Genomic DNA, 13116 nt, shown 5'->3' with positions numbered 1-13116 from the left:
GCCCGGGCGCGGGTCGCGCCGACGCCTAGCGGCAGGGGAGGCGCTGGCCTCACCGGCGCTAAGGCGTAGGAGGGGCGGCGCTGCGTATGTAGGCTTGGCCCTCCGCGCTAAGGAACATAGGTAACGCTATTTTGCAAAGTAAGCCCATATTGACGTACCTTAGGAACCTCTATATCCTTATTTGCCACTCAAGGCAGCGATTTCGCGAGTTTGAGGGGAAATAGCGATACTGAGGTTCCTTTGCGTGGCCCAAAAGCCACTTTTTCGTTAATTAAGGATATGTATGTTCCTTAAAAAGGCCTGGAGGGCAGACTGTGGGGGGGAGCAAGGGAGTAGTGGGACGTGGGATAGTGTGCGCCCACGACCCGGACCCGCAAGAGGCCATGCTGCGCGCACTGCTGAGCTCAGTTGCAGCCCGTTGCTGCGCAGCTTACCCCGGTTTCTGGTGCGTTTCAGCTTGCGGTTATTTCGATTATTGGGCTATCGCGTTGCGCCCAGCACCTCCGGGGGAACTTGGATTGGCGGCGTCTCGTTGTAGGCGATTTCGTATCGCTCCGATACTTGCATGATAGCAGGATCGTCACGATCTGAGACAGCATAAGCGGTGACAGAGTCGATCTGCACGGGCAGATAGGTTGATGGGTCGATGATATAGATGAGGTTCATGATGTCCGTATGCGTTGTAGGGGCCGCTACGTCCGAATCGTCCGAATGGGACGACAACGCCGGTGCGTCCGGCGTATCGGCAGCCGCTCCATCCCGCACCTGAGGTACCTTAGGCAGTTGAGACAAGCCGACGTCAGTTGCCGAGTGGCCGCCCCGGACCGCCTCGCCTTCTAACTTCAGCCGCAAGACGATACGCCCCTCCTCCTCCGTCACGATCACCTTCTCCGCATGCTTCTCGAATCTGTGCCATTGTACGAGCGGGCCGTTTAGCGCTTCGAGCGACCGTAGCCTATGGCTGCGCTGATCCTTCGGTTGAACGCTCCAAGCACCGTCCTCCTTGGACCAATGGCCCTCTGAGGTTATATAGTGCTGTTCTTCGGTCTGTTCCCCCGATACCAGATTCACCTTCTCCAAGACATGATGCACGCTCGCAGGCGCTCGCACATATGCGGTCCGGCTGACGATGGCGTTGCGTTCGATCTGCTCATTGTCCTCCCGGCGCAGCTCCTGCTCCGCTTCGATCACCGACGTATAGCTGTCCACAGCGGCGATTGCCTCCGCGATCTGTTGGATCAGCTCCCGAGGCTCGTCCTTCGGCTCTTCAGAGTTAGGACCGTTGCTGCACGCCAGCAGCAGGAGGAGCAGAGGGATAGGGCGCCCGACACTCGAAAAGTATAGTGCATGTAATAAGCTCCTTTCCGTTGATCCATACTTAAATTATGCCATAATTAGCCCCTCTCTTCCAAGGTGCTTGGCGAAGCGTCGATTGGGGTAACTACAAACAACCAAAGACCGTAGAAGAGGAGGCGGGGATGGATGGAGCGAAGGGCAAGTGCAGGGATGGCAGATTTCGGGACCGAGAGGATCGACTGGAAGAGCTGGCTGGGGGAGCGGCTGCCGGCGCCGCCCGAGGACTGGCTGGCGTGTGAGCGGGCAGAGCGGCTGCAGGATCTGGAGGAGCTCGCCTGGCTGATAGATAGTGCCAGAGACAAGCTGACGCTGTTCGCCCGGATGTACCCGGAACGGCGGTTCGAGCAGGGGCTCCGCGATGTATTCGGTCAGGAGCTCGAAGCGTTGGAGGCGCGTCGCCGTCAATATGAGAGGGACCCGTTGGCGTGCGATCTGGATGCGTATCTGGCGATGAAGTACGAGCTGCGGCTGCTGCACAAACAGCTGGGCGCTGTCGTCGAGGGAAGCGACTGGCAGTCGCCCGGCAAGCGTTTGGGACACAACGGCGGACAGTCGGCGGAGCTCGGCTTTGCCCAGTCCGAGGAGAATACATACGAACGCAGCTACGGCAGCGATGCGGTCAAATCGTATGAAGCGCGCGCGCTCTACGCCTGGTACGGGATCGACGACGCGCTTGGTCGGCAGAGCCTTGGCTTCATGACGACCTCGGGGATGAAGGCGCTGGAGCTGGCGCTTTTTGCCTGCAAGGGTGCAACGGACGATCTGCCCTTCTACTGTCAGGAGGGACTGTATGGAGAAGGCGCCGAGCTGGCGAAGCTCATCTTACCGCAGACGGAGGAGTTGGGGCCGGAGGCGCTCTATGCCCGTCTCAAGCAGGAACAGCCTATAGGCGGATTGCTCGTCGATCCGGGCTGCAGTTGGCCTGTCCGGCCAGCGGTCGAGCTGGATCGGCTGATGCAGCTGATCTGTGCCCATCATCAGAGCGAACCGCTCTATGTAATCGTTGACCGTACCTTTACGAGCATCGCCAATCCGATCTTCACTCGTTACGTCGATCGGCTGCCGCCGCATGTGACCTTGATCTGCATCGAGAGCGCCATCAAGTATCTGCAGTATGGTCTCGACCTGGCCAATGCCGGCTTCCTGACTGCTGCAGGCGCGCGCATGAGGGACGAGGAGGAGCGTCAGCGCTGGATCGATCTGCTGGCCCTGCTCGACGCAGGGGTCGCGCCGCTTGCCGTCCGCCAGCTGCCGGACCCGGATGAGGCGAGGCTGACGACGCGGCTCGCGCGGATCAATCGCAATGCGCGGCTGCTCGTCAGCTTCCTCGAGCATCAGCGACTCGCCGGCCGGATCAGCGACTATTGGACGACAGTGCCGCGCAGCGCCGACTACTTGCTCAAGGGCGAGCCTTGGCATGGGGCAGTAGCTTACATTCGATTGCCAGACGTAGCATGCGAGGATGAGGTGCAGCGCCGGATCGATGCCTTTGTCCGTCGTGCGCCGGAGGGCAGCCATTTCGTATCCGGCGGCAGCTTTGGCTTCGATACCTTCCGGATGAATGCGGTGAGCGGCGAGCAGGGCGCTGAGGCGGCGCTGCGTATCTCGGTGGGCCGCGAGCCGATGCTGCAGCTGCTGACCAAGCTGAGACATATCGACCGCGAGCTGCTGCAGTGAGCTTTCTCGATGTACAGCGCAATCTCCCGCATGGGGCGCCGCACGTCCATGACCTTGCGAATATACTGCAACGCATGGTATCGCGGCCACGCGCTGTCAACTTGCAAGCGTACGGGATAACGCAAAATGTGTTGACCTTGACACTGATGTCACGGTTTATACTAAGGGGAGCCGATGACAGGAGGCGTTGATGGATGAGAATCGGGGAGCTGGCCGCCCTTACCGGGGTTAGCGTACGATCGCTGCGTTACTATGACAAGCTGGGGCTGCTGACGCCGCTGCGGCGGGACAATGGCTATCGGGACTATTCGCCGCTGGCGGTGGAGCAGGTGCGGACGATTCAGCTGTATCTCGACCATGGAGGGGGGAGAGTGAATACACCGCCAAAGGATGGCAAAGGAATTTCACTTTGTAGCTTCTCATTTATTTAGGTTAGCTATATAATATAAAATATTGCAAGCGTTTGTAGGCACGAAAGATGCCCTAGCGCGGGTGATCAGACGCGACCAAAACACGTCTTAAGGGAGGGAACAGACTTGCACCAGGAAATCGAACTATTCGTGGCGCATCTGCAGACGGTGAACCGTCATCTGCGTTCGGCCGTCTTTGACCGCGACCAGGCGCTGACGCGGGTGCAATGGCTGCTCATGCGGCACTTGCGGCGTAGCGGCGGCAGTACGATCGGACAGCTGGCCTCGCATCTCGATGTGCGGGCGAGTACGATGTCGCAGATGCTGGACCGGTTGGAAAACCAAGGCTACCTCGTCCGTATGCCGGACTCTTCCGATGCGCGCGTGAAGCTGATCCGCCTGACGCCGGAAGGGGAAGCGGTCATCGACCATACCGAGCAATATTGGATGGAATCGCTGGCCGAGCCGTTCGGCAAGCTGTCCGCAGCGGAACGGGAGCAGCTCGTCGCCTTGATGGGTCAACTGGTCCGACAGCTCCAGGGAAGGGAGTAAGAGCGATGCCCTATGCCAAATATATCCGCAAATATTGGAAAGGCTTCTCGTTGGCCGTTTTCTTCCTCATGCTGGAGGCTGCCGCCGATCTGATGATGCCGACGCTGCTGGCGCTCATCATCGACCGGGGCATCGCGGGCAAGGATATGGACGAGGTGCTGCGGCTCGGGGGCATCATGCTGCTTATCACGGCAGTCGGCGCTGTGGCGGCCAGTATGCGCAACATCCTCGCTGTCCTCGTCTCGCAGCGATTCGGTACGGAGCTGCGCAGCGATCTGTTCCGTCAGATTCAGTCGCTCTCCTTCCAGGAGATGAACAGCTTCGAGCGGGCCTCGCTGATCACGCGGATGACCAACGACATCACAATCGTCCAGAACTTCGTCGGCGGGCTGATGCGCATCTTCGTCAAAGCGCCGATGCTGGGGCTGGGCGCGCTCATCCTGGCGATCCGGCTCAATGCCGAGCTGGCGATCATCCTCGGCGTCGTCGTGCCGATCGTGGCGGCGCTCGTCATCCTGAGCATGCGGATCGGCTTCAAGCGGTACATGCGCGTGCAGCAGTCGCTCGACCGGATCAATGGGGCGGTGCGGGAATATCTGGGCGGGGTGCGGGTGGTCAAGGCGTTCAACCGGTTCGCCCACGAGAGCGCCCGCTTCCGCAAGACCAACGAGGAGCAGCGGGACGTATCGGTCCAGGCGATGCTGACGATGGCGATCTTCAATCCGCTGATTATGCTGACGGTCAACCTGGCTGTCGTCGCCATCCTGTGGGTCGGCGGCACCTGGGCCGCAGGAGCGGGTTCTTCGACGCAGGTAGGGGAGCTGGTCGCCTTCATCAACTATATGACACAGATCCTGTTCGCGCTCATGATGGTGTCGATGGTGTTCAATATGTTCGTGCGGGCACGCGCCGGCACCGAACGGATCAACGAAGTATTCGCGCGGGGCGGGCAGGCTGCCCAGACAGCGACGCCGAATCGAGACGGAGCGGCGGACGGCCGCTATGGCGGGTCGGCCGACTCGGACGGCGAGACCAGGCAGATGGGTCCGAACGGGCAGTCGTTGATTCGAGGAACGGGAGCGTCGACCCGAGACGAAGAGGAGATGGATCGACTCGGCGGGTCCTCAGAACGCATGGCGGCCACGCAGGGCCAGGCCAATCGGTCTTCGGAGCCTGCGGGCGGTTCGCTAGGGCGCGTCGAGGGGGCGCAAAGCGGAGCCATCGCCTTCGAGCGCGTCAGCTTCGCCTACCCCGGGACGACGGGGCTGCCAGTGCTGCGGGAGGTGAGCTTCGCTTGTCAGCCGGGACAGACGGTGAGCGTGATCGGCTCGACCGGCTCGGGCAAGAGCACGCTGGCGCAGCTCATCCCGCGCTTCTACGACGCGGACAGCGGCACGGTGCGGCTGGATGGCGTCGATACTCGCCGCATCGACCCGGCTGCGCTGCGCGAGCAGATCGCCATCGTCCCGCAGAAGACGATGTTATTCTCCGGGAGCATCGCCGATAATATCCGCTGGGGACGGGAGGACGCGACGAAGGAGGAGATCGAGACGGCGGCTCGGCTGGCGCAGGCGCATGACTTCATCACCGCGCTGCCGGAGGGCTACGATGCCCTGCTCGGCCAGCGCGGCGTCAATCTCTCGGGCGGCCAGAAGCAGCGGCTCGCGATCGCCCGGGCGCTTATCCGCCAGCCCCGCGTGCTCATACTCGACGACTGTACGAGCGCGCTCGACACGACGACCGAATCGCGGATCAAGGAGGGGTTGCGCGACTATGCCAAAGGGATGACCTGCCTGATGATCGCCCAGCGCATCACCTCTGTCATGGACGCCGACTTGATCGTCGTGCTCGATGTCGGAGAGGTGGTCGGCCTCGGCACCCATGCGAGTCTGATGGAGAGCTGCCCGGTCTACCAGGAGATCTATCAGTCCCAGATCGGAAAGGAGATGGATAGCCATGTCCAAGGCGCCACGCGCGGATAATGCCCCTCCAGTCGGCGGCTTGCAGCACCGACCCGGCGGCTTCGGACGGGGACACGGGCGCGGCGGCCCGCTCGTCAAGCCCAAGGCGTTCGGCCAGACGATCCGCCGACTCTGGGGAGAGGTGAGCGGCGAGCGGCGCGGCCTTGCCTTCATCGCGGCGCTCGTCCTGATCCAGGCAGGCATCACGATAGTCGGGCCGTATCTGATCGGCCGGGCGGTCGATGCGATCGGCTGGGGCGACCTGAGTCTGCTCTATACGCTAGCCGTCGTGCTGGCCGCCGCCTATATCGGCGAAGCGGCGATCAATCTGGTGCAGGGCTGGATGCTCGCCGGTCTGTCGCAGCGCATCGTCATGCGGCTGCGGCAGTCGCTGTTCGACAAGCTGCAGCGGCTGCCGCTCGCCTACTTTGACAGCCGGCCGCACGGCGAGACGATGAGTCGGCTGACCAATGATATCGACAACGTCAGCACGACGATCTCGCAGTCGACGATCCAACTGATGAGCGGCGCGATCGCCATCGTCGGCTCGCTCGTCATGATGCTCGTGCTCAGCCCGCTGCTGACGCTGGCCGCGCTTGTCACCGTGCCGCTCGTCTACCTGCTGGCCCGCACGATCACCAAGCGCACGAGCGTCATGTTCAAGGAGCAGCAGGCGCAGCTCGGTCGGCTCAATGGCCATATCGAGGAGACGATCAGCGGACAGGAGGTCGTCAAGGCGTTTAACCACGAAGAGCGCTCGATCCGCGACTTTGAGCAGGTCAACGGCAAGCTGTATCAGGCCGCCGTCAAGGCTGGCATCTGGTCCGGCTTCATGATGCCGCTGCTGTCGGTCATCAACAATATCGGCTTTGCCGCGATCGCGCTCACCGGTGGCGTGCTGGCGGTCAGGGACATCATCACCGTCGGCGTGATCGCCAGCTTCGTCGGCTACTCGCGTCAGTTCGTCCGACCGCTCAACGAGATGGCCCAGATCTTCAATGTGCTGCAAGCGGGCGTCGCCGGAGCAGAGCGTGCCTTCGAGGTGCTCGACGAGCCGGAGGAGACTGCCGACCGTCCCGAGACACGGCCGCTCGAGCGGCCGCGCGGGCATGTCGTCTTCGAGCGGGTCAGCTTCGGCTATCGTCACGATGTGCCGATCGTCCACGATGTCAGCTTCGAGGCGCGACCGGGCAGCAGTACCGCGCTTGTCGGTCCGACAGGGGCGGGCAAGACGACGATTATCAATCTACTCACTCGCTTTTACGACGTCACCGGCGGACGCATCCTGCTCGACGGCCACGATCTGCGCGACTATCCGCGCGATCGGGTCCGCGCCAGCTTTGGCATCGTCCTGCAGGATACGTATCTGTTCTCCGGGACGATCAAGGACAACATCAAGTATGGCAAGCCGGCGGCCACAGACGCCGAGGTGGAAGCGGCGGCCCGACTGGCGCGCGCCGATGTGTTCATCCAGCGGCTCCAGCACGGGTATGAGACGACGCTCACCGAGAATGGCGGCAACCTGAGTCAGGGCCAGCGCCAGCTGCTGGCGATCGCCCGCGTCATCCTCGCCGATCCGGCGATCCTCATCCTCGACGAGGCGACGAGCAGCGTCGATACCCGCACCGAGCTGCATATCCAGGAGGCGCTCTTGGCGGTTATGAACAACCGTACCACCTTCATCATCGCTCACCGGCTCAGCACGATCCGCGATGCCGATACGATCCTCGTCCTCGAGGGCGGGCGGATCGCCGAGCAGGGCAGCCACGAGGAGCTGCTCCAGCAGCAAGGCTATTATGCGCAGATGGTGCACAACCAGTTCCGCAACCTGGAGCCGGCAGCGGGAGATTAGCTCGGTACCGGCCACGCCTCTATGAGGGTGCGACTTAAGGCGCTCGGATGCCTGGCTTTGCGCTGGCGATTCAGCGTCGGGGTGACGTCAAAACGCACGATTAAGGGAACAAAGGTGCACTGGAGCAGCGGATAACGCCTGAGCAGTCAGCCGCTAAGATGTAATATTCGGTAAAGAGGATACAAGCCGCAAGAGTACAAGTGACTCTTGCGGCTTTTCTGCGCTTAGCCTCTGCTCTATACCTATTATGATCGGTAACCACTTGAGGATACGGGAGCTTTGGGCGTTAGCGCTCCAGTGTGCGCCGCACCTCGGCAGGCGGCTCCTTGGCCGTATCGCTCTCCCGCGGTTCTTGCTCCTCCACGCATCTCTCAAGCGCGTCCCACCGCCCGCGAGCCGATCATCCGCAGGCCGCTCCTCAGGCGCGCTGCCGCCCGCTTACCCCCTCGCTATTGTGGCCCCCGGGCGACAAGGATCTTTCGTCGCAGCGGCGGCAGCTACAGCCGGAAGCGACGAACGGCAGCGGTAAGGTCGGCGGCCTCCGTTCGCAGCTCGCTAGCTGAATCCTGCACGGATTGCATCAATGCCAGCTGCGCTGACGCCCCCTCCGCGATATACCGGGTGCGGGCTGCCGAGCGGTCGGCGATCTGCTCGAGCTCGGCTAGCGAGGCAGCGATCTCCTCTGTCCCCGCCGATAGCTGCTCGGAGGAGGCAGAGACCTCCTGGACCTGACCGGAGACGGTCCGGATCGAGTCCACGATATCGCGGAACGCCTCGCCAGCCTGACTCACCGAGGCGGAGCCATCACGAATCTTGCCAGCTGTCCGCGTCAGCTCGCGGGAGGCTCGTTCCGTCATCTCGCTGATCGTCGCCAGCAGCCGATGAATGTCCCGGGAGGAGCGATCCGACTGCTCCGCCAACTGGCGGATCTCGCCGGCGACAACCGCGAAGCCGCGACCATGCTCGCCAGCGCGCGCTGCTTCGATAGATGCGTTGAGCGCCAGCAGATGCGTCTGGGCGGCCAGCTCGGCGATCAGCGTCGTGATGGCTCCGATCTGCTGATTGCTCGCGCGCAGCTCGGCAACAGTGTCGCTGGCCTCCGTCAGCTCGGCAGAGATCATCTCCATCTGCTGTAGGGAGCGCTCCATCATCACGCCTCCGCTCTCGGCTTGTCTGGAGGTCAGCACGGTCAGCTCGGAGACGGCTGCGGATGCCTCGGCGATCCGCGAGATGCCGGTGGCCATCTCGTCCATCGCCCGCTGGCATTGCTGAGAGCTACGCAGCTGAGTGGATGACCCGACGGCGACTTCATCGAGCGCGCCAGCCGATGCTGCGGTCGCCGCAGCCGTCTCGCGAGCCTGGCTCTCCATCCGTTCGGCGGCTGTGCCGACATGAGAGGCCGAGGCGCTGATCTCGCCGGTGAGCTGGCGCAGACTGCCGACCATCGCGTTGAAGGCGGAGGACAGCCCGCCGATCTCGTCGCGCTTGCGGTGAGGCAACGACACGGTCAGATCCCCTTGGGCCGCGGCTGCGGACAGGCTGGCGAGCTGCTTGATCGGCCCGATGCTGCGACGGAGCGCGTACATCCCGGTTGCTGTTGCGAGCACGGCGATAATCAGCGAGAGCATTGCATTGTCCCGGAGCATCGTTTGCTGCATTTGCCGCACATAGTCATAACGGTAGTCAAGCGCGAGCAGGGCGATCGGCTCATCCATCGCATCGGTCAGGAGGTGGAACTGTGTGAGGCTCTCGCCATATGCGTCAGTGTAAGGGGCGGTTAGCGTCGATTGTCCACTGGCAGAAGTATCCCTGACTCCGCGGACGAATACGTCATTGGCCGGGTAGACAGCGCCCGGATAGAGCCCGGCTTGGCGCAAAGAGGGGGTGACCTGGAGCATCGTATAGCCTGTGCCCTCGGCAGTCGACGCAGGCTCGAGGAGCAGCAGATAAGCATTGCTTATGTATTCGTCGTCGACCATCGCTTCCAGACGATACTTCAGGACATCCAGTGCGGGATCGTTGTCGATCTTGCCAGCCTCGACACGTTGGATTGCCGACTCTATCGTCGGGATTGCCGAATCAAGCTGCAGCTGCAGCTTCGTGCCTAGTCGAGAGAGTCCATCGAGGAAGATCGCATTTTGGTTGCGGTACGAGCTGTACATCAATACTCCGTCCGCGCACAGGATGAGGAGCATTAGCATCAGAGAGCCTTTTACCGCCAGTGACGAGCCTTTTGTTTTCATCGTGAGCCCCCAATTTTGTAGCATTACTTCACATCAAAAGTTGTGAAGTATAATTTGAGTCAGGTTTCATGACATAAATATACATTGTATATTGTGTTTTGTATACAGATTTTCTGGAGGGATCAGCTTGACCCTCGATATCTGCACAAACTAAAGGGGGAGGAAATGCCAGGTAAAGGGTCAGTAGTTGACAAACTTAATAGTAATAGTTATTATTACGATTATAAATTGGAATTGAGGTGCTTCACCTATGACGAACAAGATACCGGTGACTGTCCTGAGCGGTTACCTCGGCGCCGGCAAGACGACATTGCTCAACCATGTGCTGAACAATCGCGAGGGACTGCGCGTCGCGGTCATCGTCAACGACCTGAGCGAGGTGAATATCGATGCCGAGCTGATCGCCAGCGGCGGCGGGCTGTCGCGCACGGAGGAAAAGCTGGTGGAGATGTCCAACGGCTGCATCTGCTGTACGCTGCGCGAAGACCTGCTGCGCGAGGTCGAGCGGCTGGCGCTGGACGGCCGCTTCGACTACATCCTCATCGAGTCGACCGGCGTCGGCGAGCCTGTGCCGGTGGCTCAGACCTTCTCTTATATCGACGAGACGCAGGGGATCGACCTGACCAGGTTCTGTCGACTGGACTGCATGGTGACGGTCGTCGACGCGTACCGGTTCTGGACCGATTACGCCTCCGGCGATTCGCTGATGGACCGCAAGCAGGCGGTAGGCGAGGGAGACAACCGCGACGTGGTCGATCTGTTGATCGACCAGATCGAGTTTTGCGATGTGCTCGTCCTGAACAAGTGCGATCGTGTCAGCGAGCAGGAGCTGGACAATCTGGAGAAGGTGCTGCGCGCGCTGCAGCCGCGAGCCCGCTTCATCCGGGCGTCCTATGGTCGCATCTCGCCTAGCGATATCCTGAACACCGGTCTGTTCGACTTCGATGAGGCGAGCCGCTCCGCCGGCTGGATCCGCGAGATGGAGGCAGAGGGGCATACGCCTGAGACAGAGGAGTACGGCATCTCTTCGTTCGTCTACGAGCGCCAGCGTCCATTCCATCCCGAGCGTCTGATGGCCTGGATGAGCGACTGGCCGGAGGAGGTCGTGCGAGCGAAGGGCATCGTCTGGCTGGCGACTCGCGACCGGATGGCGCAAAGTCTCAGTCAGGCGGGTCCGTCGATCCAGTTTGGCCCGGCGGGGCTGTGGGTCGCTGCATTGCCGGAGGCCGAGCAGTCGGCGCTGCTGAGCGAGCATGCCGAGCTTGCGGCCAAGTGGGACCCGGACTACGGCGACCGCAGCACCAAGCTCGTATTGATCGGGCTCGATCTCGATCGCGCCGAGCTCTCCGCTTCGCTGGACCAGTGCCTGTTGACCGAAGCAGAGATGAGCATGGACTGGGCTGCCTTCGGCGATGGCTTCCCGAGCCAGCCGGAGCTTCAACTGGAGGATGAACTGGGCGAGCCTGCCCATGCCCTGTAAGCTGGCCCCGATACGTTAGGAATTAATAGGATCTAGGAGAGGAGGATTCTCGATGCGAGTGACGATTACGCTGGCTTGTACCGAATGCGGCGATCGCAACTATACGACGACCAAAAACAAACGCAACCACCCCGAGCGCCTGGAGTTGCGCAAATACTCTCCTCGGCTGAAAAAGTACACGCTGCACCGCGAGACGAGATAGCAGACAAATCGCCCAGACTGTTATATTGCGGGATTCGGAGCAGAGAGAAGCCGGCGACATCCTGCTCAAGACTCGTCTTCAGCACCTGTCCAATCCCGCTCTACCGTGCGCTGTACCTGTCGTGCGGAGGTGCTCGCTCCACCGTCGTCCTGCTGCCGAAGTGCGGCCAGGACGGCTTTTTGTCGTTGCTTCCGCGCTCGATTTGCATATTTACACCCTGTCCCAACTGAGCTAATCTAGAGCTAGAGAGAGGGCGATGATCAGGTGGGGTTCTTGAAAGTAATGTGGCGTTATTTGATGCCGTACAAGCTGATGTGCGGCGTTTTTGCAGTGGGTACGCTGGTGGAGGTCGCTTATGGGGTGGCTGCTCCGCTCAGTCTGAAGTTTCTGGTCGACGAAGCGTTCGAGCCGCGCGATCTACAGATGTTCTGGCTTATCCTGATCGTCCTGCTAGTCGGCGGCTTGCTCAATCTGGTCGCCGGGGCGGCAGGAGATTACGCGCTGGGCCGGGCGAGCGGCGGCGCGATTCGCAGTCTGCGGGAGGAGCTGTTCACCCATATTCAGCGGCAATCGCTGCCATTCTACGGCAAGTATCGGGTCGGCGATCTGGTGACGCGCTTCTCGGCCGACATGGGGTCGATGGAGCGTGTGATCCGGGGGACGGCGCCGCTGTTGCTAAGCGAGACGCTGAGCGTAGTGATGGGGCTGTCGCTGCTCTTCCTGCTGGAATGGCGGCTGACGCTCGTCATGCTGCTGGGCTCGGTGCTGATGTTCGTGCTGCCGCGACTGGTGCAGCGCCGCGCCGAGGAGGCGCAATCTGCCTACAAGGAAGCGCAGGAGCGCTTCTCCAATACGGTCGACGAGATGGTCAAGGGGCACAAGACGATCAAGGGCCTGCATCAGCAGGCGCGATTCCGCAAGCTGGCGAATGTGCAGATCGGCGATCTGTTCACCTTTGGTCTGCGGGTCCATTTGACAGGATCGCTCATGGAGCGGCTGCCGCTGGTGGCGCTGCTGCTGCTTAACGGGCTGATGATCGGCATCGGCGGCTGGCTTATCTTCGAGGATGCGATGACGGTCGGCGAATTTATCGCCTTCTTCACCTTGTTCCTGACGGTCGGTCAGTCCGGCTCTTCTCTGGCCTATCTCATCCCGGCGATGATCGAGTCGAATGTCAGCTTTCGCCGCATCCATGAAGTGTTGACGTATGCGCCGGATGTGTCGGAGCCGGAGCGGCCGGTCGTGGCGGAGCCGCGCTTCCATTCGCTCGTCATGGAGCAGGTCAGCTTTGGCTATACACCGGAGGTCAGACAACTGCGCGAGGTCGACCTGCGCGTGGACAGCGGCACCTATGTCGCGCTCGTCGGTCCGAGCGGCTCGGGC

General features: G+C 61.5%; 9 protein-coding genes and 1 pseudogene. 8 read left to right on the top strand and 2 right to left on the bottom strand.

Going from position 1 to position 13116, the window contains the following annotated elements; translation table 11 throughout:
- Positions 1–480 precede the first annotated feature (480 nt).
- Complete coding sequence (locus tag PA598K_RS13565) at positions 481–1239, bottom strand: DUF6612 family protein (protein ID WP_307719888.1); 759 nt, start codon at positions 1237–1239, stop codon at positions 481–483.
- A 243-nt stretch (positions 1240–1482) separates the two neighbouring features.
- Between PA598K_RS13565 and PA598K_RS13560 the strand changes: the two genes are divergently transcribed.
- The 5 genes and pseudogenes from PA598K_RS13560 (at position 1483) to PA598K_RS13540 (ending at position 7808) form a co-directional block, all read left to right on the top strand.
- Positions 1483–3033, top strand: coding sequence for a hypothetical protein (locus PA598K_RS13560; RefSeq protein ID WP_128657488.1), 1551 nt, complete (start codon positions 1483–1485; stop codon positions 3031–3033).
- 194 nt (positions 3034–3227) lie between these two features.
- Positions 3228–3395: pseudogene (locus tag PA598K_RS13555) on the top strand (MerR family DNA-binding transcriptional regulator); the annotation flags it as partial.
- A gap of 174 nt (positions 3396–3569) precedes the next feature.
- The gene (locus PA598K_RS13550; protein ID WP_128657486.1) at positions 3570–3995 is read left to right on the top strand and encodes a MarR family winged helix-turn-helix transcriptional regulator; all 426 of its coding nucleotides are present in this window, start codon (positions 3570–3572) and stop codon (positions 3993–3995) included.
- Between the two features lie 5 nt (positions 3996–4000).
- Positions 4001–5977: an ABC transporter ATP-binding protein gene (locus tag PA598K_RS13545; RefSeq protein ID WP_128657485.1), complete on the top strand. Its 1977-nt coding sequence runs from the start codon at positions 4001–4003 to the stop codon at positions 5975–5977.
- Complete coding sequence (locus PA598K_RS13540; RefSeq protein ID WP_128657484.1) at positions 5952–7808, top strand: ABC transporter ATP-binding protein; 1857 nt, start codon at positions 5952–5954, stop codon at positions 7806–7808. The genes PA598K_RS13545 and PA598K_RS13540 overlap by 26 nt, the downstream gene beginning before the upstream one ends.
- 497 nt (positions 7809–8305) lie before the next feature.
- Here PA598K_RS13540 and PA598K_RS13535 read toward each other — a convergent pair whose 3' ends face one another.
- On the bottom strand, positions 8306–10051 hold the full coding sequence (locus tag PA598K_RS13535; RefSeq protein ID WP_185601927.1) for a methyl-accepting chemotaxis protein: 1746 nt from the start codon (positions 10049–10051) through the stop codon (positions 8306–8308).
- Positions 10052–10301: 250 nt separating this feature from the next.
- Here PA598K_RS13535 and PA598K_RS13530 point away from each other — a divergent pair, with 250 nt between their 5' ends.
- From PA598K_RS13530 to PA598K_RS13520, 3 genes are all read left to right on the top strand, one after another.
- Positions 10302–11531 carry a GTP-binding protein gene (locus PA598K_RS13530; protein ID WP_128657482.1) on the top strand — a complete coding sequence of 410 codons (1230 nt, stop codon included), beginning with the start codon at positions 10302–10304 and terminating at the stop codon, positions 11529–11531.
- A gap of 52 nt (positions 11532–11583) precedes the next feature.
- Entirely contained in the window at positions 11584–11733 is a 150-nt protein-coding gene (rpmG, locus tag PA598K_RS13525; protein ID WP_128657481.1) for a 50S ribosomal protein L33, read from the top strand.
- 282 nt (positions 11734–12015) lie between these two features.
- The coding region (locus tag PA598K_RS13520; RefSeq protein WP_260405402.1) for an ABC transporter transmembrane domain-containing protein at positions 12016–13116 on the top strand (1101 nt) is incomplete at its 3' end.

It is taken from the genome of Paenibacillus sp. 598K (assembly GCF_003851045.1).
Lineage (GTDB): Bacteria > Bacillota > Bacilli > Paenibacillales > Paenibacillaceae > Paenibacillus_D.
The sequence above is the reverse complement of the archived record's forward strand: the minus strand, read 5'-3'. Positions and strand labels throughout refer to the sequence as shown.